The sequence below is a fragment of the Streptomyces sp. NPDC033165 genome (assembly GCF_055577965.1).
Genome location: NZ_JBVIPK010000003.1, coordinates 576,136 through 595,375 on the forward strand (window position 1 = coordinate 576,136; position 19,240 = coordinate 595,375).

General features: G+C 69.0%; 23 protein-coding genes and 1 pseudogene. 11 read left to right on the forward strand and 13 right to left on the reverse strand.

From position 1 onward, the window contains the following. Positions 1 to 78 precede the first annotated feature (78 nt). From ACZ5WC_RS10475 to ACZ5WC_RS10485, 3 genes are all read right to left on the reverse strand, one after another. Positions 79 to 849, reverse strand: coding sequence for an IclR family transcriptional regulator (locus ACZ5WC_RS10475; protein WP_468540408.1), 771 nt, complete (start codon positions 847 to 849; stop codon positions 79 to 81). A gap of 273 nt (positions 850 to 1,122) precedes the next feature. Further along, a complete protein-coding gene (locus ACZ5WC_RS10480; protein WP_468540409.1) occupies positions 1,123 to 1,335 on the reverse strand; it encodes a DUF5326 family protein in 213 nt (70 codons plus the stop codon). A 122-nt stretch (positions 1,336 to 1,457) separates the two neighbouring features. Continuing rightward, complete coding sequence (locus ACZ5WC_RS10485; protein ID WP_096629825.1) at positions 1,458 to 1,775, reverse strand: cupin domain-containing protein; 318 nt, start codon at positions 1,773 to 1,775, stop codon at positions 1,458 to 1,460. 104 nt (positions 1,776 to 1,879) lie between these two features. On the opposite strand from ACZ5WC_RS10485, the gene ACZ5WC_RS10490 reads away from it, so the two are divergent. From ACZ5WC_RS10490 to ACZ5WC_RS10510, 5 genes are all read left to right on the forward strand, one after another. Next, the gene (locus ACZ5WC_RS10490; RefSeq protein ID WP_468540410.1) at positions 1,880 to 2,257 is read left to right on the forward strand and encodes a phage holin family protein; all 378 of its coding nucleotides are present in this window, start codon (positions 1,880 to 1,882) and stop codon (positions 2,255 to 2,257) included. Positions 2,258 to 2,362: 105 nt separating this feature from the next. Then, entirely contained in the window at positions 2,363 to 3,487 is a 1,125-nt protein-coding gene (locus ACZ5WC_RS10495; protein WP_468540411.1) for a cystathionine gamma-lyase, read from the forward strand. Positions 3,488 to 3,552: 65 nt separating this feature from the next. Further along, positions 3,553 to 4,032: an NUDIX domain-containing protein gene (locus tag ACZ5WC_RS10500; RefSeq protein ID WP_096629830.1), complete on the forward strand. Its 480-nt coding sequence runs from the start codon at positions 3,553 to 3,555 to the stop codon at positions 4,030 to 4,032. A gap of 195 nt (positions 4,033 to 4,227) precedes the next feature. Beyond that, positions 4,228 to 4,377, forward strand: a complete 150-nt coding sequence (locus ACZ5WC_RS10505) for a hypothetical protein (RefSeq protein ID WP_468540412.1) — start codon at positions 4,228 to 4,230, stop codon at positions 4,375 to 4,377. A gap of 25 nt (positions 4,378 to 4,402) precedes the next feature. Next, entirely contained in the window at positions 4,403 to 5,293 is an 891-nt protein-coding gene (locus tag ACZ5WC_RS10510; protein ID WP_468540413.1) for a GNAT family N-acetyltransferase, read from the forward strand. Between the two features lie 50 nt (positions 5,294 to 5,343). Here the strand turns inward: ACZ5WC_RS10510 and ACZ5WC_RS10515 are convergent. From ACZ5WC_RS10515 to ACZ5WC_RS10525, 3 genes and pseudogenes are all read right to left on the reverse strand, one after another. Then, positions 5,344 to 5,481 (reverse strand): annotated as a pseudogene (locus ACZ5WC_RS10515) (heme-binding protein); the annotation flags it as partial. After that, entirely contained in the window at positions 5,424 to 5,549 is a 126-nt protein-coding gene (locus ACZ5WC_RS10520; protein ID WP_468540560.1) for a hypothetical protein, read from the reverse strand. The pseudogene ACZ5WC_RS10515 and the gene ACZ5WC_RS10520, both read right to left, overlap by 58 nt. Positions 5,550 to 5,654: 105 nt before the next feature. Next, positions 5,655 to 6,863, reverse strand: coding sequence for an MFS transporter (locus ACZ5WC_RS10525; protein WP_468540414.1), 1,209 nt, complete (start codon positions 6,861 to 6,863; stop codon positions 5,655 to 5,657). Between the two features lie 140 nt (positions 6,864 to 7,003). Here ACZ5WC_RS10525 and ACZ5WC_RS10530 point away from each other — a divergent pair, with 140 nt between their 5' ends. Both ACZ5WC_RS10530 and ACZ5WC_RS10535 read left to right on the forward strand, forming a co-directional pair. Then, positions 7,004 to 7,468: a MarR family winged helix-turn-helix transcriptional regulator gene (locus ACZ5WC_RS10530; RefSeq protein ID WP_468540415.1), complete on the forward strand. Its 465-nt coding sequence runs from the start codon at positions 7,004 to 7,006 to the stop codon at positions 7,466 to 7,468. Between the two features lie 38 nt (positions 7,469 to 7,506). Then, the gene (locus tag ACZ5WC_RS10535) at positions 7,507 to 7,959 is read left to right on the forward strand and encodes a GNAT family N-acetyltransferase (RefSeq protein WP_468540416.1); all 453 of its coding nucleotides are present in this window, start codon (positions 7,507 to 7,509) and stop codon (positions 7,957 to 7,959) included. 60 nt (positions 7,960 to 8,019) lie between these two features. Here the strand turns inward: ACZ5WC_RS10535 and ACZ5WC_RS10540 are convergent, their stop codons facing one another. The 3 genes from ACZ5WC_RS10540 to dnaB all read right to left on the reverse strand — a co-directional run bounded on the left by ACZ5WC_RS10540 (position 8,020) and on the right by dnaB (position 12,499). Further along, positions 8,020 to 9,396: a serine hydrolase domain-containing protein gene (locus tag ACZ5WC_RS10540; protein ID WP_468540417.1), complete on the reverse strand. Its 1,377-nt coding sequence runs from the start codon at positions 9,394 to 9,396 to the stop codon at positions 8,020 to 8,022. Between the two features lie 74 nt (positions 9,397 to 9,470). Further along, entirely contained in the window at positions 9,471 to 10,919 is a 1,449-nt protein-coding gene (gene argG / locus ACZ5WC_RS10545) for an argininosuccinate synthase (protein WP_468540418.1), read from the reverse strand. Between the two features lie 104 nt (positions 10,920 to 11,023). Beyond that, positions 11,024 to 12,499 (reverse strand): replicative DNA helicase, encoded by a 1,476-nt coding sequence (dnaB, locus tag ACZ5WC_RS10550; RefSeq protein WP_096629839.1) that lies wholly within the window; start codon positions 12,497 to 12,499, stop codon positions 11,024 to 11,026. Positions 12,500 to 12,957: 458 nt separating this feature from the next. On the opposite strand from dnaB, the gene ACZ5WC_RS10555 reads away from it, so the two are divergent. Then, positions 12,958 to 14,295: an MATE family efflux transporter gene (locus tag ACZ5WC_RS10555; protein WP_468540419.1), complete on the forward strand. Its 1,338-nt coding sequence runs from the start codon at positions 12,958 to 12,960 to the stop codon at positions 14,293 to 14,295. A gap of 143 nt (positions 14,296 to 14,438) precedes the next feature. On the opposite strand, the gene rplI is transcribed toward ACZ5WC_RS10555, so the two are convergent. The 4 genes from rplI to rpsF form a co-directional block, all read right to left on the reverse strand. Further along, entirely contained in the window at positions 14,439 to 14,885 is a 447-nt protein-coding gene (gene rplI / locus ACZ5WC_RS10560) for a 50S ribosomal protein L9 (protein ID WP_096629842.1), read from the reverse strand. Between the two features lie 18 nt (positions 14,886 to 14,903). Next, positions 14,904 to 15,140 carry a 30S ribosomal protein S18 gene (rpsR, locus tag ACZ5WC_RS10565; protein WP_003967857.1) on the reverse strand — a complete coding sequence of 79 codons (237 nt, stop codon included), beginning with the start codon at positions 15,138 to 15,140 and terminating at the stop codon, positions 14,904 to 14,906. Between the two features lie 42 nt (positions 15,141 to 15,182). Then, on the reverse strand, positions 15,183 to 15,788 hold the full coding sequence (locus ACZ5WC_RS10570) for a single-stranded DNA-binding protein (protein ID WP_096629843.1): 606 nt from the start codon (positions 15,786 to 15,788) through the stop codon (positions 15,183 to 15,185). 74 nt (positions 15,789 to 15,862) lie between these two features. Continuing rightward, complete coding sequence (gene rpsF, locus ACZ5WC_RS10575; protein ID WP_006126011.1) at positions 15,863 to 16,153, reverse strand: 30S ribosomal protein S6; 291 nt, start codon at positions 16,151 to 16,153, stop codon at positions 15,863 to 15,865. A 347-nt stretch (positions 16,154 to 16,500) separates the two neighbouring features. On the opposite strand from rpsF, the gene ACZ5WC_RS10580 reads away from it, so the two are divergent. The 3 genes from ACZ5WC_RS10580 (at position 16,501) to ACZ5WC_RS10590 (ending at position 19,228) form a co-directional block, all read left to right on the forward strand. Continuing rightward, positions 16,501 to 16,812 (forward strand): hypothetical protein, encoded by a 312-nt coding sequence (locus tag ACZ5WC_RS10580; RefSeq protein WP_096629845.1) that lies wholly within the window; start codon positions 16,501 to 16,503, stop codon positions 16,810 to 16,812. 161 nt (positions 16,813 to 16,973) lie between these two features. Beyond that, complete coding sequence (locus ACZ5WC_RS10585; RefSeq protein WP_096629846.1) at positions 16,974 to 18,092, forward strand: lipid II:glycine glycyltransferase FemX; 1,119 nt, start codon at positions 16,974 to 16,976, stop codon at positions 18,090 to 18,092. 104 nt (positions 18,093 to 18,196) lie between these two features. Then, on the forward strand, positions 18,197 to 19,228 hold the full coding sequence (locus tag ACZ5WC_RS10590; RefSeq protein ID WP_468540420.1) for an alanine racemase: 1,032 nt from the start codon (positions 18,197 to 18,199) through the stop codon (positions 19,226 to 19,228). The last annotated feature ends 12 nt before the right edge of the window (positions 19,229 to 19,240 follow it).

Genomic DNA, 19,240 nt, shown 5'->3' on the forward strand with positions numbered 1-19,240 from the left:
ACTGGCCAGGAATGATCCCCCATGGCCCTATTGACGCCATCGTGGTGCACGCGATAGCAGATCACAAGGAGTGATTTTTCAGATACTGATAGAGAACACGAACGAACGCAAGAGGCTGGCCACTTCGCCACGTAGCTGTTCGACTGCGGGCAGCAACCGTTCCTCACGGTCCAGGGGTACGGAAATGGCCATCGCCGCAATGGTGGCACCGGCCGTGACCGGAATCGCGGCACAGACGGTCCCCAGTGCGTACTCCTGGCGTTCGATGACCGGTTCACCTCTCCGGAGCGTTCGCAGCCGCTCAAGAAGTGCCGCTCGATCTCGCACTGAGTAACGGGTGAGCGGGCGCACGGGGTGCCGGTCGAGGTGATCCTCGCGGGCCCTCTCGTCGAGTTGGGCGAGCAGACACTGGCCGATCGCATGCGCGTGGCCGGTCTCCCGGAACGAGGCCCACTCCTCCACCGCGGGGATGTCGGGGGCGTCCGCGACCGCGATGAGCTCGATCTCGCCCTCGCAGTAGACCGCGCAGTACACGGGGGTGCCAATGGTGTCCCGCCAGTGGCCGAGGGAGTCGGCGACGGAGGAGGGACGGCTCCTGACCCCCGGGGCCGCGGTCAGGTTCGCGGCGGCCGCACCGAGGTGGAAGACACCGTTCTCCCGGCGGAGATAGCCCTCGTGGGCGAGCGTGCGCAGCAGGTGGTACGCGGTCGGCAGCGGAAGCCCTGCCTCACGTGCGAGTTGCTTGGCCGGCGCCCCCTCCCGATGGGCGCCCACAGCCTCCAGCAGCCTCAACGCCCGCTGAACCGAAGCGATCAACGTCGGGACAGCGGTGCTCGATGCCGTGGTCAAAGGTCACCCCCAGGCATGGTGACGGGCCATCAGCCCTCCCGTGGGGGCCGCCCCCACGGGCCTGCCGCGATCCCGAGGACCGGAGAGCACCGGGGAACCGGGAAACCGGACCCATGACCGTTCGGGCGGCTCGGTGACTGAACGTCACATTCCGGATAGCGGCAACGGTGTGTCACTGTATCGGCCGCCTCCGGCAGACGGGTGGTTTCCTCCGGGACTTAGCTCAGCTGGGCTAATCCCCGGGGGCAACGCACCGGCCCCCCGATCGTGTTACTACCAGTCACCACGCGAGGACGACGACGTCATGAACTTGCGTACGACGAAGATCAGCCCGCCGACCAGGATGACGAAGACCAGCGCCTTGAAGAGCAGGCTGATCACGAATCCGACCACGCTGGCGATCAGTCCGCCGAACACGAAGATCGCGATGACGGGAATCGCCACCCACTTCACCCACCAGGGCATCCCTGCGAATATCTCCCGCACGGCCATCGCCTCTACCTCGTCTCTCTTTGAGTACCTGCCTCGATGCTAAGCGCGCGGAGGCCTCGGGCGGGGCCCCGGGAGCCCTTGAAGACCCCTGATCGAACCCTTAGGGAACCCGGGGATCATCCCTCCGGCGGGGAGAAGACGACCATCACCCGCAGGTCCTCGGTGATGTGGTGGAACTTGTGGGCCACCCCCGCGGGCACGTAGACGACGCTGCCCCGGCCGACCTGTGTCGTCTCCATCCCCACCGTGATCGACGCGCGGCCGCTGACGACGAAGTAGACCTCGTCCTGCTGGTGCGGCTGCTGCGGATCGGTCTCCCCGGCGTTCAGGGCGTACAGGCCGACGGACATGTTCCGCTCCCGTACGAACTGCAGGTAGGCGCCGTCGTTGGCGGCCCGTTCCGCCTCCAGCTCGTCCAGTCTGAATGCCTTCATGGCCCGTCCGCCCCTAGTCGCCCGCGCTGCGGTGATAACTGTGCTGCCGATGGTGGCTGTGCTGCCGGTGTCCACCACCGATCATGTCTGCCACGATCAGACACATGAAGAATTTCGTAGTCAAGACGATCGCCAACGCGGGTGCGCTGGCCGTGGCCATCTGGCTGCTGGGCAACATCACCCTGGAGGGCGGCAGCACCGGCCGCAAGGTCCTCACCCTGATCCTGGTCGCGCTGATCTTCGGGTTGGTGAACTTCCTGGTGAAGCCGGTGGTCCAGCTCCTGACCTTCCCGTTGTTCATCCTGACGCTCGGGCTGATCACCCTGGTGGTGAACGCCCTGATGCTGATGCTGACCTCCTGGCTGGCCGGCGTGTTCGATCTCAGCTTCAACGTCGACGGATTCTGGACGGCAGTGCTCGGTGGCCTGATCATCTCGGTCGTGTCCTGGGCGCTCAACGTCGTCCTGCCCGACGAGAACTGATCCCGGGCCTCTCGGATCGCGGACCCGCCCCACCGCTGTTCCCGACCTCTGGAAGAGTGCGGGTCACCTCGGCCGGTGACCGGGGGAGACCAGCGAAGGAGCAGCATGAGCACCATGGGCGACGGAACGCGTGCGGTACGGGCCGGGCTTCCCGAACCGGAGCAGTTCGAACCGACTCTGCCCGGCCCGGTCTTCGCCGCCCACTTCCACCTCTCGGGCGAGCCGGTGGGGCCCTACACCTACGGCCGGGAGACCAACCCGACCTGGACCCACCTGGAGCGGGCCATCGGCGAGCTGGAGGCGCCGGGTGAGGAGGTGGACACGACGGTGTTCGCCTCGGGCATGGCGGCGATCACCGCGGTGCTGCTGTCCCAGGTGCGCTCGGGCGACGCCGTGGTCCTGCCGGACGACGGCTACCAGGCGCTGCCGCTCGTACGCGAGCAGCTGACGGCGTACGGCGTCGAGGTCCGGACCGCGCCGACCGGCGGCGATGCCCAGCTAGCCCTGCTGGAGGGCGCGAAGCTGCTGTGGATCGAGAGTCCGTCCAACCCCGGTCTGGACGTCTGCGACATCCGGCGGCTGGTGAAGGCCGCCCACGCGGCAGGCGCGCTCGTCGCGGTCGACAACACCCTGGCCACCCCGATCGGCCAGCGCCCGCTGGAGCTGGACGCCGACTTCTCTGTGGCCAGCGACACCAAGGGCATGACCGGGCACGGCGACATCCTGCTCGGCCATGTGACCTGCCGCGACCCCGGTCTGACAGCGGACGTACGGCGCTGGCGCAAGGTCGTCGGTGCGATCCCGGGCCCGATGGAGGCCTGGCTCGCACACCGCTCGCTGGCCACGCTCCAGCTGCGCATCGACCGCCAGTGCGCCACCGCCCTCGCCCTCGCCGAGGCGCTGGCGAAGCGTACGGAAGTCACCGGGCTGCGGTATCCGGGGCTGCCCACCGATCCTTCGTACGCCACAGCGGTGCTCCAGATGCGGCGGTTCGGCTCGGTGGTGTCCTTCGAACTGGCCGACCGGGAGCACGCCGAACGCTTCCTGTCCGCGCTGCGGCTGGTCGACGACGCGACGAGCTTCGGCGGCGTCCGCTCCACCGCCGAGCGCCGTGGCCGCTGGGGCGGCGACGCCGTGGCGGAGGGCTTCATCCGCTTCTCGGTCGGCGCGGAGGACCCCGAAGACCTGCTGGCCGATGTCGAACAGGCTCTGGACGCGGCAAGCCGGTAGGGCCTGAGGGGAAGCGAACGGTCCGGCGGAGTTTCAGACGGTGCTCCGCGGGCCACTCTCTTGCCATGACCGAACGTCCTGTGGTCAAGCGCACCGCACGCGCCATCCTGCTCGACGGCGACGATCTCGTCCTCATCAAGCGCACAAAGCCGGGAGTCGATCCGTACTGGCTCACGCCCGGCGGCGGGGTCGAGCCGGAGGACGCCACTGTCGTCGACGCCCTGCACCGTGAGGTCGACGAGGAGCTCGGGGCCAAGATCGTCGATGTGGTCCCGTGCTTCGTCGACACGGTCGAGCACATCGCGGACGGCGGCGTGACGGGCGTGAAGGTCCAGCACTTCTTCGTCTGCCGGCTGGCGTCGATGGACGCCTCCCTGCGGCACGGACCGGAGATCGACGCACCCTGCGGGGAGTACGAGATCGTCCGGGTGCCGTTCAGCCGGGTGGGTATCGCGGCCGTGCACCTCGTGCCGCTCTCCCTGCGGCACTACCTGGACGGCAACATCGAAGGCGTACGCGCGATGCACGCCCCCGACCTGGGCTGACACCCCCCGCCTGCTGACGCGGCCGGAGCCGCAGGAGCCCGTACTCCCCTGCCGGTATCCATGGACACTCCCGCCGTCGGACGGCCCGGCATTCGTCGCTCGGCATCGTGTTTCACGTGAAACCACTCAGGCGCCCCGCACGCGAGGGCTCCTCGTCGCCCAGACGCGGCCACCGCACAGGCCGCCACCCGGGCCATGAGGTCTTCGGACTGGCGGCTGATCCTGGTGGCACTGCTCGCCCTGCTGAGCGGTCTGGTGCCGGCTCTGGGCACATCCTGGGGCCTCATCCGACGCGGCAGGCGGCTGCGGTTCTCGGCCAGTTCCGCCAAACCGGTGGACGCGTGATGATCCCGTCAGACAGCCTGACCCCATGCACAGCCCATCACCCCGCTCTCCCGCCGACCTGCCGATCCGGCGCCTGTCCCGGGAGGACCTGGTCGCCTGCGCCGATCTCTGCGAGGACCGCGGCTGGCCGCGCGACGAGCACCGGTGGGGGCTGCTTCTCGCCGCGGGCACGGGGTACGGAATCGACGCCCCCGACGGCAAGGGCCTGGCGGCGACCTGCATGCTGACGTCGTACGGGCCCCGGCTAGCCGCCGTCGGCATGCTGCTCGTCGCCGGACGCCACGGACGTCAGGGGCTCGCCCGACGGCTCATGCGGCAGGTCATGGAAGACGCCGGGGACACCCCGCTCGCCCTGTACGCGACGGAGCAGGGGCAGCCGCTCTACGAGAAGATCGGCTTTCTCCCCGTGGGCCGGGCCGAGCGGGTCGGCGGCCATTTCCGGGCGGACGGCACCGGTGGCTCCCCGGCGTCCGCCCACGCCTCGCCGGTGACTACGCGTCCGGCGGAGGCTGCCGATCTACAGGCGATGGTCCGGCTCGACCTCCCCGTGTTCGGCATCGACCGGACGCACCTCCTCGCCCGGCTTCCGGCCTTCGCCGACCGGCTCCAGGTGGCCGAGGAGGACGGCGAGCTGGTCGGCTACGCGGCGCTCTGGCCGAGCGGCCACTCCCATGTGATCGGCCCGCTGGTCGCACGGGACACGGACACCGCGCAGGCCCTGGTCACCGCCCTGGCCGCGACGACGGACCGGCCGCTGCGGGCGGATGCCGACGCCCGTCACGGGGAACTGCTCTCCTGGCTGGCGGACCGAGGTCTGGAGCCCCTCGCCCGGACCACCGTGATGACATACGGCATCCCGGATCTGCCGGGCGACGCCACCCGCAGGTTCGCCTCGCTCTCGGTGGCGACGGGCTGACGCGCCACCGCCGCAACCGCCACGGGGCCCGGCGGCCGGGAGCCGTACGCTCAGAGGAAGGTGTCCGCGGCGGCCGTGGCGAAGCCGTGGTCCTGCAAGGGCGCTCCGCCGCCCACGCCGATGGCACCGATCAGACGGCCGCCCCGGTGCAGGGGAACGCCTCCGGCGATGAAGAGCAGCGGGCGGTCTCCACGAGAGCTTCGGCGTCCTGGATGGTCAGCGGGGCGACGGCGGTCGTGGCGGTGGTGGTGTTCATGGAACTGCTCCTTGCGGGGTGCTGGGGTGCGTGGCGCGACGGTTGCCACCGCGCGGGTCGTGCGAGGTGGTGCGGGCGGTCCGGAAGTGCGTCGGGGGGCGGGCCTCAGTGCCGGGCCGCGACGACCGCCGGCTCCGGGCCGCCCACGACACCGACGTGGTCGGCGGCGGGCTCGCGGCGCTCCAGCAGGCTGGAGACCACGGCCAGGACCAGGGCCGATGCGGCGAGGACGGCGCCGACCCAGTTGGGGGCGGTGTAGCCGAGACCGGCCGCGATCACCAGGCCGCCGAGCCAGGCAGACAGGGCGTTGCCGAGGTTGAAGGCCCCGATGTTGACCGCGGACGCCAGGGTGGGCGCACCCACCGCCTGGTCAAGGACCCGCTTCTGGAGCGGCGGCACGGTCGCGAAGCCCAGGGCGCCGATCAGGACGATGGTGACGGCAGCCGCGATCTTGTTGTGGGCGGTCACGGTGAACAGGCCGAGGGCAAGAGCGAGCGCACCGAGCGACACGTACAGCATCGGCATCAGATGCCGGTCGGCGAACCTCCCGCTGACCAGGTTGCCGCCCACCATGCCGAGGCCGAAGAGGACCAGCAGCCAGGTGACGGACGAGGCCGAGTAGCCGGCGACCTCGGTCATCATCGGGGTGATGTAAGTGATCGCGGCGAAGACTCCGCCGAAGCCCAGGACTGTCATGGCCATTGCCAGAAGCACCTGGACGTTGCGGAACGCGGCCAGCTCATGGCGGATGCGCACGCCTTCCGGCTTGGGCTGCTCAGGGATGAGCTTCGCGACGCCGAGCAGTCCGAGGACGCCGAGGGCGGCGACGATGAGGAACGTGGTCCGCCAGCCCGCGGACTGCCCGATGTAGGTGCCGAGCGGTACGCCGACGACGTTGGCGACGGTGAGCCCGGTGAACATCATCGCGATGGCTCCGGCCTTCTTCTGCGGAGCGACCAGATCGGCCGCGACCACTGAGCCGATGCCGAAGAAGGCACCGTGCGCGAGGGAGGCGATCACGCGCCCGGCGAGCATGACGCCGAAGACAGGGGCCAGCGCGGACACCACATTGCCCACGATGAACAGCCCCATCAGGAGCATCAGCATCCGCTTACGGGTGACGCGGGTGCCCAGCAGGGTCATCAGCGGGGCGCCGAGGACCACGCCGAGCGCGTAGCCGGTCACCAGGAAGCCTGCGGTGGGAATAGTGACCTGGAAGTCCGCCGCAACCTCGGGGAGCAGCCCCATGATCACAAACTCGGTCGTTCCGATCCCGAATGCCCCGATGGCGAGGGCGAGGAGCGCGAGCGGCATGGGGTTCCGCCTTCCATGAAGATTGCACATGCGCCTTACGGGCGTACACAATAATTGCAGACGCCGATTAATTGCAAACGCGGGCTATTGCGGGCGTCGCTACCCTGGAGGCACACCGCTCCCGCCCGGAGGAGAGAGACATGCCAGCGACCGACCCCGCCCTGACTGCCATCGCCCAGGGCTGGTGCTCCCTCTCCCTGCTCCACGGGAAGATCGAGGCCCGCATCGAGCGGGCTCTCCAGACGGGCCACGGGCTCAGCGCACGCGAGTACTCCCTGCTCGACGTTTTGAGCCGCCAGCACAACGGCGCCGGCGGCCACCTTCAGATGAAGCAGGTCGCCGACGCCGTGGTCCTCAGCCAGAGCGCCACCACCCGCCTGGTCACCCGGCTCGAAGACCGCGGGCTGCTGACCCGCTATCTGTGCGACACCGACCGTCGGGGCATCTACACCGACGTCACCGAGGCAGGGCTCGCGCTGCTCGAAGCGGCCCGGCCGACCAACGACCGTGCTCTGCGGTCCGCGCTGGACGAGGCGGCGGAGAACCCCGAGCTGGCTCCCCTGGTCAGGGCGGTCGAGGAGCTGAAGGTTTCGGCGCGGGCGTGATCCCCGGCCCAGGACTTCCCGCCCCTAGGATGCCGAGCATGATCGATCTTGAAATACGCCCCCTCGCGGAGGCCGATCTGCCGGCGGTTCTCGCCATGCTCGCCGACGACCCGCTCGGCGCGCAGCGCGAGTCACCGGACGATCTGGCCCCGTACCGGACGGCGTTCCAGCGGCTGGCCGACGACCCCAACCAGCATGTCGTCGTCGCCGTGCGCGAGGACCGCGTCGTGGGGACTCTCCAGCTGACCATCGTCCCGGGGCTGTCCCGCCGCGGCGCGACCCGCTCGATCATCGAGGGCGTCCGCATCCACGGCGATGAACGCGGCAGCGGACTGGGCACCCAGCTCATCCAGTGGGCGGTGGACGAATCCCGTCGGCAGAACTGCCAGTTGGTGCAGCTGACCTCGGACGTCACTCGCGAGGACGCACACCGCTTCTACGAACGGCTCGGCTTCACGGCCAGTCACGTGGGCTTCAAGCTCGCCCTCTGACCGATCAAAGGGGCGGGTGGGTGTTTCACGTGAAACACCCACCCTGTTCCGGTCCCGGAGTCAGCCGCCGAAACCCTGCCACCCTTCCGCGTCCACCCCGCCCGGCACGGCCGCCCCCGCCTCGTAGGGCTCCCGCGTGAACACGAACGAGCCGAGGTCGAGGTGGTCCACCGAGCCGTCGTCCTTGCGTACGACGCGGAGGGTCTCACCCGCGTAATAGTCGTCCTGGCCCGTCCAGGTGCCGTCCGGCCCGGCGGTGAAGGAAGCACCACGCCCCTTGCCGCCCCACGGCTTGAGCTCCAGGCCACGGTCCGCCAGGAGCCTCAGCGTGAAGGTGTGGGTGCCCCAGTGCCAGATCCCCGTAAGGGCGAGCAACTCCTCGTCCACCTCGGGCAGCGGACGCCAGGGCTCCGGGATCCTCGGCTCGGCCTCCGCCACGATCCCCACGAGTTCGGCGGCCACCGTGGCGGCAGGCAGGCCTGAGGTGACGTTGGCGAGGACGACGGCGGCGATGTCCTGATCCACATTGATCCACAGACCGGCGACGAATCCGGGCAGCGATCCCGTGTGCCCGAAGAGCACGGTCCCCGCACCCGTCACGATCTGGAGGCCGAGACCGTAGCCGCTGCTCCCGGTCTCGGTCGGCGCGGCGGGCGCGCGCATCTCCCGTACGGAGGAGGCCGCCAGGACCCGGTCGTCCCCCTCGGTCAGGAACGCGGCGAACCGCAGCAGGTCGCTCGCGGTCGACCAGAGCTGACCGGCGGGTGCCATCAGCCCGAGGTCCTCGGCGGGCTCGCTCAGCATCACATCGGCCCAGGGGTGGACGGCCCAGCCGCCCGCATGCGGCGCCACGGGTTCACTCGTCGTGCGGTGCATGCCGAGAGGCTCCAGGATCTCGCGGCGCAGTGCCTCCTCCCACGGGACCCCCCGGACCGCTTCGACCAACGCACCGAGCAGGGTGTAGCCCGGGTTGGAGTAGTGGTGGCGGTGACCGGCGGGGTGCGTCCGAGGCCGCTCACCCAGTACGTCGGCGAGCTCGGGCCGCAGGGTGCCCGGAGTCCGCTCCCACCAGGGGGCGGGCGCCTCGGCACCCAACCCCGCGCTGTGCCCGAGCAGCTCAAAGACGGTCACGCTCCCCGCACTCGTGCCAGGGAGGTGCTTCTCCAGCGGGTCATCCAGGTCGATCAGACCCTCGTCGCGCAGCCGCAGCACCAGGACAGCGGTGAACGTCTTGGTGATCGAGCCGATTCTGTACTGCGTATCGGTGTCGGGAGCATGTCCCTCCACGCATGTACGCGCCCCGCTCCAGACCGGCCGCCCCTGCCGCTGCACCGCCGCCACGAGGGACGGCGCGCGGCCGTCCCGCTGGGCGAGGGCGGCACGGTGCAGCAGAGCGCGCCGGGTACTGGGGAGCAGGTCTTCACCGGGAGAAGTCATGGGCAACACCTACCCGACGGAAGCACTCCTGACGAACCAGTATCGGCAGGACGCCGGGTGGGCTGCGTTGCCCTTCAGTCGGTGCCGAACTCCATCGCGGCGTGGTCGAGCATCTCGTCGCCGCCGGATACCCTGCCGCGCGAGGCGATGACCTCGGCGCCGCCCTGGGGCATCGCACCGATCAGTCCGGTCGAGGCCGCCTGGGCGGCGCCGATGAGCGCGGGGTGGGTCGATCCGACCATGCCGAGGCCCGCGTACTGTTCGAGCTTGGCTCGCGAGTCGGCGATGTCGAGGTTGCGCATGGTGAGCTGGCCGATCCGGTCCACCGGGCCGAACGCGGAGTCCTCGGTGCGCTCCATCGACAGCTTGTCCGGGTGGTAGCTGAACGCCGGGCCGTCGGTGTCCAGGATCGAGTAGTCGTCACCACGCCGAAGTCGCATCGTCACCTCCCCGGTGACCGCCGTCCCCACCCAGCGCTGCAACGACTCGCGGATCATCAGCGCCTGCGGGTCGAGCCAGCGGCCCTCGTACATCAGCCGGCCGAGCCGCCGCCCCTCGTTGTAGTAGTTGTCCAGGGTGTCCTCGTTGTGGATGGCGTTGACCAGCCGCTCGTACGCCACATGCAGCAACGCCATCCCGGGCGCCTCGTAGATGCCGCGGCTCTTGGCCTCGATCACCCGGTTCTCGATCTGGTCCGACATGCCCATGCCGTGGCGACCGCCGATCGCGTTCGCCTCCATCACCAGATCGACCGGGGTGGCGAACTCCTTGCCGTTGATCGTCACCGGGCGGCCCTGGTCGAAGCCGATCGTCACGGTCTCGGCAGCGATCTCCACCGAGGGGTCCCAGAACCGGACGCCCATGATCGGTTCCACGGTCTCGATGCCCGCGTCGAGGTGCTCCAGGGTCTTGGCCTCGTGGGTGGCACCCCAGATGTTGGCGTCGGTGGAGTACGCCTTCTCGCTGCTGTCGCGGTACGGCAGCGCGTGGGCGAGCAGCCACTCCGACATCTCCTTGCGGCCACCGAGTTCGGTGACGAAGTCCGCGTCCAGCCACGGCTTGTAGATCCGCAGGTGCGGGTTGGCCAGCAGCCCGTACCGGTAGAACCGCTCGATGTCGTTGCCCTTGAACGTCGACCCGTCGCCCCAGATCTGGACGTCGTCCTCCATCATCGCCCGGACCAGCAGGGTCCCGGTCACGGCCCGGCCGAGCGGCGTGGTGTTGAAGTAGGTACGCCCGCCCGAACGGATGTGGAACGCACCGCAGGTGAGCGCGGCCAGCCCCTCCTCGACCAGCGCCGCCCGGCAGTCAACCAGCCGGGCGATCTCGGCACCGTACGTCGAGGCGCGGCCGGGCACCGAGGCGATGTCGGGCTCGTCGTACTGGCCGATGTCGGCGGTGTAGGTGCACGGGACGGCACCCTTGTCGCGCATCCACGCGACCGCGACCGAGGTGTCGAGTCCGCCGGAGAAGGCGATGCCGACGCGCTCGCCGATGGGCAGGGAGGTGAGAACCTTAGACATGGGAAGAGTATGCATGCCCACGCATGATCATTCAACGTGGAAACGGAGAGCTGCCGCCCCGGCAAGAGGAAACCTGGGCCCGCCACGAACGTGCGAGGGCCCCGTCAGGTCTGCGCCATGTCGACGAAACGGGAGTAGTGCCCCTGGAAGGCCACGGTGATGGTGGCCGTCGGACCGTTGCGGTGCTTGCCGACGATGATGTCGGCCTCGCCCGCGCGCGGTGACTCCTTCTCGTACGCGTCCTCGCGGTGGAGCAGGATGACCATGTCGGCGTCCTGCTCAATGGAGCCGGACTCACGCAGGTCGGACACCATCGGCTTCTTGTCCGTGCGCTGCTCGGGGCCACGGTTCAGCTGTGAGAGCGCGATCACCGGGACCTCCAGCTCCTTGGCCAGCAGCTTGAGGTTTCGGGACATGTCCGAGACCTCCTGCTGGCGGCTCTCGGAACGCTTCGATCCGCCGGCCTGCATCAGCTGGAGATAGTCGATGATCACGAGCTTGATGTCGTTGCGCTGTTTGAGCCGGCGGCACTTCGCGCGGATCTCCATCATCGACAGGTTGGGGGAGTCGTCGATGTAGAGCGGAGCGGCGGAGACCTCGGGCATCCGGCGCGCGAGCCGCGTCCAGTCCTCGTCCGTCATCGTGCCGGACCGCATGTGGTGCAGGGCCACCCGCGCCTCGGCCGACAGCAGACGCATCGCGATCTCGTTGCGCCCCATTTCGAGGGAGAAGATGACGCTGGGCAGGTTGTTCTTGATCGACGCGGCGCGCGCGAAGTCCAGCGCCAGCGTGGACTTGCCCATGGCGGGGCGGGCCGCGATGACGATCATCTGGCCGGGGTGCATGCCGTTCGTCAGGGCGTCGAGGTCGGTGAAGCCCGTCGGCACACCGGTCATCTCGCCGCTGCGCGAGCCGATGGCCTCGATCTCGTCGAGCGCGCCCTCCATGATGTCGCCGAGGGGGAGGTAGTCCTCGCTGGTGCGCTGCTCGGTGACCGCGTAGATCTCGGCCTGCGCGGAGTTGACGATCTCGTCGACGTCCCCGTCGGCCGCGTATCCCATCTGCGTGATCTTCGTGCCCGCCTCGACCAGCCGCCGGAGCACCGCCCGTTCATGGACGATCTCCGCGTAGAACGAGGCGTTGGCGGCGGTCGGGACGGACTGAACCAGGGTGTGGAGATACGGCGCTCCGCCGACCTTGGTGATCTCGCCGCGCTTGACCAGCTCGGCGGCGACCGTGATCGGGTCGGCCGGCTCGCCCTTGGCGTAGAGATCGAGGATCGCCGTGAAGACGGTCTCGTGGGCGGGGCGGTAGAAGTCGTGGCCCTTGATGACCTCGACGACCTCGGCGATCGCGTCCTTGGACAGCAGCATGCCGCCGAGGACCGACTGCTCGGCGTCGAGATCCTGTGGAGGCACTCGCTCGAACCCGGGGGAACCGCCGTCCCAGGCCTCGTCCGAGCCCCGGTCGTGCCGGTCCTCGCGCCCCTTGCGGTCCCCGCGCCGCTGGCGGGAGGCAGGCAGACGGTCGCCGGGACCGGCCTCGGTCCAGGGGTCGTCCAAAGGCTCGGGAATGCTCACCGGGCCACCTCCTCCCGTCCGCATCGCGGACCTAGCCGTGCCACTCTTTCTTACGGCACGGCACCGACAAACAGGTCGCCCGACTCCACTTCCGGCGCGTCTGGTTCGGTGGATTCCGGTGCCGGAACGGAGTGCGGGCGCCGGTACACGGTAGGCCTGTCGGCACCGTCAGCCAATCTGGTTATCCACAGGGCATGTGGACGACGCACCAGATGCTGTGGAGAACTCCTCCGAACCTGTGCACGGACCGGGGGACAGCACTGTGGACAAACTCATAGCAGAACCTGCGTGACCACCCTGACCTGCACGTTCTCCATCCACTGACTGTGGGGGAGAAAAACTTTCGCCCTCATTTCAAGATCACTGCAAACGGTGCAGGGATAAGCCCGCCGGGACCGGGCTCGTAAGGGCCAAAGATGGATTGCATCTCTTACCTGTGGAAGATTAGATTGACCCCCATGACCCAGGCCCCCGCGCCCCCGAAGAACAGCCGTCGACGGCATGACCGAGAGATCATCGCCCTCGCGGTTCCGGCCTTCGGAGCACTTGTCGCCGAGCCACTCTTCGTGATGGTCGACAGCGCTGTCGTCGGCCACCTCGGCACCCCGCAGCTCGCCGGCCTCGGGATCGCCGCGGCCCTCCTGATGACCGCCGTGAGCATCTTCGTCTTCCTCGCCTACGCCACCACCGCGGCCGTCGCCCGCCGTGTGGGAGCGGGCGATCTGCCCGCTGCGATCCGCCAGGGTATGGACGGTATCTGGCTCGCCCTCCTGCTCGGGGCCGCGGTCGTCGCGCTCGCGCTCCCGTCCGCCCCCTGGCTGGTGGACATCTTCGGTGCATCCGACACCGCCGCCCCGTACGCCATCACGTATCTGCGGATCTCCATCCTCGGCATCCCGGCCATGCTCGTCGTGCTCGCCGCCACCGGCGTACTGCGCGGCCTCCAGGACACCCGCACCCCGCTGTACGTCGCCATCGGCGGTTTCACGGGGAACGCCCTCCTCAATGTGACCCTCGTCTACGGGGCCGGTCTCGGCATCGCCGGATCCGCATGGGGCACGGTGATCGCCCAGGTGGGGATGGCCGTCGCCTACCTCGTCGTGGTGATTCGCGGAGCCCGCAGACACGGCGCTTCCCTGCGCCCCGACGCGGCCGGCATCCGGGCCAGCGCCCGGGCCGGGGTGCCGCTGCTGGTGAGGACCCTCTCGCTGCGCGCCGTCCTGATGATCGCCACCGCCATCGCCGCCCGCCTCGGGGACAGCGACATCGCCGCACACCAGATCATCCTCTCCCTCTGGAGCCTGACCGCCTTCGCGCTCGACGCCATCGCCATCGCGGGCCAGGCGATCATCGGCCGCTATCTGGGAGCCAACGACGAGAAGGGCGCGCGCGAGGCCTGCCGTCGCATGGTCGAGTGGGGCATCGGCAGCGGGATCGTCCTCGGCATCCTGATCGTGCTCGCCCGCCCCCTGTTCATCCCGCTGTTCACGAGCGACCCGACCGTGAAGGACACCCTGCTCCCCGCCCTCCTGGTCGTAGCGGTTTCCCAGCCAATCGCCGGCGTGGTCTTCGTCCTGGACGGCGTCCTGATGGGAGCGGGCGACGGCCGCTACCTCGCCTGGGCCATGCTCGTGACGCTCGCGGTCTTCGCTCCGGTCGCGCTCCTGGTACCCGCCCTAGGCGGCGGGCTCACCGCACTCTGGTGGGCGATGACGCTGATGATGACCGTCCGGCTCGCCACGCTCTGGCTGCGTGCGCGATCGGGCCGGTGGATCGTCACCGGCGCCACGCGCTGACGATCCAGCCCCCACGCACCGACGTTTCACGTGAAACGGTGAGCGGGACCGGGGCGCTGTTTCACGTGAAACACTCCCCCGGACGCAGTGAAGGGCCGCACCCCGTGGGTGCGGCCCTTCACTGACTCTGCTGAGCTCTGCCCTTAGGCAGCAACGACCTCGATGCCGAGCTTCGCTGCGACCTCGGGGTGCAGACGGACGGACACCTGGTGTCCGCCGAGCGTCTTGATCGGCGAGCCGAGCTCGACGCGACGCTTGTCGACGTCGGGACCACCGGCAGCCTTGATCGCCGAAGCGATGTCGGCCGGGGTCACGGAGCCGAAGAGACGGCCGGCGTCGCCGGAGCGAACGGCCAGACGGACCTTCACGCCCTCAAGCTTGGCCTTGATCTCGTTGGCCTGCTCGATCGTCGCGATCTCGTGGATCTTGCGGGCGCGGCGGATCTGCGCCACGTCCTTCTCGCCACCCTTGGTCCAGCGAATGGCGAAGCCACGCGGAACCAGGTAGTTGCGGGCGTACCCGTCCTTGACGTCGACGACGTCGCCGGCGGCACCGAGGCCGGAGACCTCGTGGGTGAGGATGATCTTCATGCTGTTGTCACCCTTCCCTTATCGCGCGGTGGACGTGTAGGGCAGCAGCGCCATCTCACGGCTGTTCTTGACTGCCGTGGCGACGTCACGCTGGTGCTGCGTGCAGTTGCCGGTGACGCGGCGGGCACGGATCTTGCCGCGGTCGGAAATGAACTTCCGCAGCATGTTCGTGTCCTTGTAGTCCACGTACTGGGTCTTGTCCTTGCAGAACGCGCAGACCTTCTTCTTAGGCTTGCGCACAGGCGGCTTCGCCATGGTGTTTCTCCTGTGTGATCAAGAAGTGGGGTACGAGCCGACCTAGAAAGGAGGCTCGTCCGAGTAGCCGCCGCCAGAGCCGCCGGAACCGCTGGGGCTTCCGCCCCAGCCGCCCTGCTGGGCCCCGCCCTGCTGGCCGCCTGCCGGCGCGCCGGTCGCCCACGGATCGTCGGCGGGTGCACCGCCACCGCCCTGCTGGCCACCGCCACCGGGACCGCCGCCCCAGGTGTTGCCACCCTGCTGGCCGCCGCCGTATCCACCCTGGCCGCCCTGACCACCGCGACCGGTGGTCTTGGTGACCTTGGCCGTGGCGTTCTTGAGGCTGGGGCCGACTTCCTCGACGTCCAGCTCGTAGACCGTGCGCTTGACGCCCTCACGGTCTTCGTAGGACCGCTGCTTCAACCGGCCCTGCACGACGACGCGCATGCCTCGCTGAAGCGACTCCGCGACGTTCTCCGCCGCCTGACGCCAGACCGAGCAGGTGAGGAACAGGCCTTCGCCGTCCTTCCACTCATTGGTCTGCCGGTCGAAGATGCGGGGTGTGGACGCGACACGGAACTTCGCGACCGCCGCACCGGACGGGGTGAAGCGCAGCTCGGGGTCGTCGACGAGATTGCCGACGACCGTGATGACGGTCTCGCCTGCCATGGGTGAACCTCTCGGCGGGGATTGCTTCTGGCTGCTTGCTGCTACTCGGACCCGAAAACCGCTGAGCTAAATGCTCAGTGGACCTCGGGACGGAGGACCTTGGTCCGGAGGACCGACTCGTTCAGGTTCATCTGGCGGTCGAGCTCCTTGACGACCGCAGGCTCGGCCTGCAGGTCGATGACCGAGTAGATGCCCTCGGGCTTCTTCTTGATCTCGTAAGCGAGCCGACGACGGCCCCAGGTGTCGACCTTCTCCACCTTTCCGTTGCCCTCACGGACAACGGAGAGGAAGTTCTCGATCAGCGGGGAGACTGCTCGCTCCTCGAGATCGGGGTCGAGGATGACCATCACCTCGTAGTGACGCATGTGGAACCCACCTCCTTTGGACTCAGCGGCCACGGTCGTTCCGTGGCAGGAGGGTCGTGATGCGTGAGCAACGGTGTCCCCGAGGAGAACACCCGGCACTGACGATCCCGCTTCCGAACGGTCCCGTGGAGGGGGTTCGGGGAGAGGCTCGCCGTGCTGGCCTGGGCAGACACCGGTGCAGACCGTACAGACTACCCGTAGACCGGCTTCCGGTTGAAATCCGGAGCTCAGAGGGCACAATCGAGACAGATGCGGTGTGAGAGGCGCTACACGCGACCGCTCCCTGTGAGAGCGGCCTCCGCGCGTGCGGCGTCGCACCCACCGCCCGTCCGGCCAGGAGGTACTCCATGGCACAGACCATCCGCCCCGCCACCGGTTCGCTCTTCGCGACGGACGGGAAGCCGCACCCGCTCCAGGACACCCTGCTCGCCGTGACGCTCGTGCTGGGGCTCCTCGCCTTCGTGACGGCGATGTTCCACCACCTGCACCTGATCAGCTCCTGGGCCGGTCTCGTCGGCATCCTGACCGGGGGCTACGGACAGTTCATCTCCCGGACCACCGCGGAACGGTTCGGACTGATCGTCGGGCTCGGCCTGTCGGCGGTGGGCTTCTTCCTCGGTATGGCGCACGGCGGTCTCTTCGGCGGCGTGATCACCTGACCGGCGCACCGGCCGGCGCGGTCGCCAGGGGCGCTCGCGCCGGTCCGCCGTGCGCTCCGGGCCCACGGGGCCAGGCCGGGTCCCCCTCGGTCACAGTAGGCTTCGGCGCGAGAGCCGGAGCCCCTGACCGATGGGGACACACCTGCCGAGGAGCGCCCCGCATGAGCCTGACCCTGAGGACCATCAGCCGAGAGCAGCATCTGGCGTACATCCAGAGCCTTCCCTCGGCAAGTCACTGCCAGGTCCCGGCGTGGGCTGATGTGAAGACCGAATGGCGCTCGGAGAATCTGGGCTGGTTCGACAAGAACGGCCAGATCGTCGGTGCGGGCCTCGTCCTGTACCGCCAGCTGCCCAAGATCAAGCGCTACCTCGCGTACCTCCCCGAGGGCCCGGTCATCAACTGGTACGCCCCGAACCTGGACGACTGGCTCCAGCCGATGCTCGCCCACCTCAAGCAGCAGGGCGCCTTCTCCGTGAAGATGGGCCCGCCGGTGGTCATCCGGCGCTGGGACTCGGCGGCCATCAAGTCCGGCATCCAGGACCCGGACGTCAAGCGGCTGCGCGATGTCGAGGCCACCCACATCGAACCGCGCGCCTTCGAGGTCGCCGACCGGCTGCGCAAGATGGGCTGGCAGCAGGGCGAGGACGGCGGTGCCGGCTTCGGTGACGTACAGCCCCGTTACGTCTTCCAGGTGCCGCTCGCCAACCGCTCCCTTGAGGACGTCCTCAAGGGCTTCAACCAGCTCTGGCGCCGCAACATCAAGAAGGCCGACAAGGCCGGGGTCGAGGTCGTCCAGGGCGGCTACGAGGACCTGGCCGAGTGGCAGCGCCTCTACGAGATCACCGCTGTGCGCGACCACTTCCGGCCGCGCCCGCTCTCGTACTTCCAGCGCATGTGGACGGTCCTCAACTCCGAGGACCCCAACCGGATGCGGCTCTACTTCGCCCGGCACAACGGCGTGAACCTCTCCGCGGCCACGATGCTCGTCGTCGGCGGACACGTCTGGTACTCCTACGGCGCCTCCGACAACATCGGACGCGAGGTCCGGCCGTCGAACGCGATGCAGTGGCGCATGCTGCGCGACTCGTACGCGATGGGTGCCACCGTCTACGACCTGCGCGGCATCAGCGACTCGCTGGACGAGACCGACCACCTCTTCGGTCTGATCCAGTTCAAGGTCGGCACCGGCGGCGAGGCCGTCGAGTACGTCGGTGAGTGGGACTTCCCGCTCAACAAGCTGCTGCACAAGGCGCTCGACATCTACATGTCGCGCCGCTGACCCGCTTCAATACAGCGAGACAGCGATAGAACAGTGCAAGACCTCGGCACACACCGTTCGTCCTTCTGATTCACCGCATCCACCAGAAAGGTTCCGGGCCGGCCATGGCGCTCTCCCTCTACGTCGACACCGCGCGCTGGCGGGCGCACCAGAAGTCCGTGCTCGACCAGTTCCCCGGCCTCGTACCGGTCTGCAAGGGCAACGGCTACGGCTTCGGCCACGAGCGGCTCGCCGACGAGACGATCCGCTTCGGGTCCGACACCCTCGCCGTCGGCACGACATACGAGGCCGCCCGGATCAAGGACTTGTTCAGCGGCGACCTGCTCGTCCTGACCCCGTTCCGGCGCGGTGAGGAGCCCGTTCCGCTGCCGGACAGAGTCATCCGGTCCGTCTCCTCCGTCGACGGGGTGCATGCCCTGGTGGGCGCCCGGGTCGTCATCGAGTGCATGAGCTCGATGAAGCGCCACGGCGTCAAGGAGGAGGAGCTCGGGCTGCTGCACGCGGCGATCGAGGACGTACGGCTCGAAGGCTTCGCGCTCCACCTGCCGCTGGACCGCACCGACGGCTCCGACGCCGTCGAGGAGGTCATCGGCTGGATGGACCGGCTGCGCGCGGCCCGGCTGCCGCTGCACACCATGTTCGTCAGCCATCTGCGCGCCGAGGAACTGGCCCGGCTCCAGCAGCAGTTCCCGCAGACCCGCTTCCGGGCCCGCATCGGGACCCGGCTCTGGCTCGGCGACCACGAGGCCACCGAGTACCGGGGGGCCGTCCTGGACGTGACCCCCGTCGTCAAGGGCGACCGGTTCGGCTACCGCCAGCAGAAGGCCGCCTCCGACGGCTGGCTGGTCGTCGTCGCGGGCGGTACGTCCCACGGGGTCGGCCTGGAGGCGCCCAAGGCGCTGCACGGCGTGATGCCGCGGGCCAAGGGCGTCGCCCGCGCGGGCCTGGCCACGGTCAACCGGAACCTGTCGCCGTTCGTCTGGGCGGGCAAGCAGCGGTGGTTCGCCGAGCCGCCGCACATGCAGGTGTCGATCCTGTTCGTGCCTTCCGACGCGCAGGAACCGCGGGTCGGGGACGAGCTGGTGGCCCATCTGCGCCACACGACGACCCAGTTCGACCGGCTCGTCGACCGCTAGGGTCTTTCGTCT

What these genes read in the sequence shown, in the direction of transcription:
- ACZ5WC_RS10485 (WP_096629825.1), bottom strand. Translation starts at nt 1,775, where the DNA reads ATGAAGGCATTCAGACTGGACGAGCTGGAGGCGGAACGGGCCGCCAAC.
- ACZ5WC_RS10490 (WP_468540410.1), top strand. Translation starts at nt 1,880, where the DNA reads ATGAAGAATTTCGTAGTCAAGACGATCGCCAACGCGGGTGCGCTGGCC.
- ACZ5WC_RS10495 (WP_468540411.1), top strand. Translation starts at nt 2,363, where the DNA reads ATGAGCACCATGGGCGACGGAACGCGTGCGGTACGGGCCGGGCTTCCC.
- ACZ5WC_RS10500 (WP_096629830.1), top strand. Translation starts at nt 3,553, where the DNA reads ATGACCGAACGTCCTGTGGTCAAGCGCACCGCACGCGCCATCCTGCTC.
- ACZ5WC_RS10505 (WP_468540412.1), top strand. Translation starts at nt 4,228, where the DNA reads ATGAGGTCTTCGGACTGGCGGCTGATCCTGGTGGCACTGCTCGCCCTG.
- ACZ5WC_RS10510 (WP_468540413.1), top strand. Translation starts at nt 4,403, where the DNA reads ATGCACAGCCCATCACCCCGCTCTCCCGCCGACCTGCCGATCCGGCGC.
- ACZ5WC_RS10520 (WP_468540560.1), bottom strand. Translation starts at nt 5,549, where the DNA reads ATGAACACCACCACCGCCACGACCGCCGTCGCCCCGCTGACCATCCAG.
- ACZ5WC_RS10525 (WP_468540414.1), bottom strand. Translation starts at nt 6,863, where the DNA reads ATGCCGCTCGCGCTCCTCGCCCTCGCCATCGGGGCATTCGGGATCGGA.
- ACZ5WC_RS10530 (WP_468540415.1), top strand. Translation starts at nt 7,004, where the DNA reads ATGCCAGCGACCGACCCCGCCCTGACTGCCATCGCCCAGGGCTGGTGC.
- ACZ5WC_RS10535 (WP_468540416.1), top strand. Translation starts at nt 7,507, where the DNA reads ATGATCGATCTTGAAATACGCCCCCTCGCGGAGGCCGATCTGCCGGCG.
- ACZ5WC_RS10540 (WP_468540417.1), bottom strand. Translation starts at nt 9,396, where the DNA reads ATGACTTCTCCCGGTGAAGACCTGCTCCCCAGTACCCGGCGCGCTCTG.
- argG (WP_468540418.1), bottom strand. Translation starts at nt 10,919, where the DNA reads ATGTCTAAGGTTCTCACCTCCCTGCCCATCGGCGAGCGCGTCGGCATC.
- ACZ5WC_RS10555 (WP_468540419.1), top strand. Translation starts at nt 12,958, where the DNA reads ATGACCCAGGCCCCCGCGCCCCCGAAGAACAGCCGTCGACGGCATGAC.
- rplI (WP_096629842.1), bottom strand. Translation starts at nt 14,885, where the DNA reads ATGAAGATCATCCTCACCCACGAGGTCTCCGGCCTCGGTGCCGCCGGC.
- rpsR (WP_003967857.1), bottom strand. Translation starts at nt 15,140, where the DNA reads ATGGCGAAGCCGCCTGTGCGCAAGCCTAAGAAGAAGGTCTGCGCGTTC.
- ACZ5WC_RS10570 (WP_096629843.1), bottom strand. Translation starts at nt 15,788, where the DNA reads ATGGCAGGCGAGACCGTCATCACGGTCGTCGGCAATCTCGTCGACGAC.
- rpsF (WP_006126011.1), bottom strand. Translation starts at nt 16,153, where the DNA reads ATGCGTCACTACGAGGTGATGGTCATCCTCGACCCCGATCTCGAGGAG.
- ACZ5WC_RS10580 (WP_096629845.1), top strand. Translation starts at nt 16,501, where the DNA reads ATGGCACAGACCATCCGCCCCGCCACCGGTTCGCTCTTCGCGACGGAC.
- ACZ5WC_RS10585 (WP_096629846.1), top strand. Translation starts at nt 16,974, where the DNA reads ATGAGCCTGACCCTGAGGACCATCAGCCGAGAGCAGCATCTGGCGTAC.
- ACZ5WC_RS10590 (WP_468540420.1), top strand. Translation starts at nt 18,197, where the DNA reads ATGGCGCTCTCCCTCTACGTCGACACCGCGCGCTGGCGGGCGCACCAG.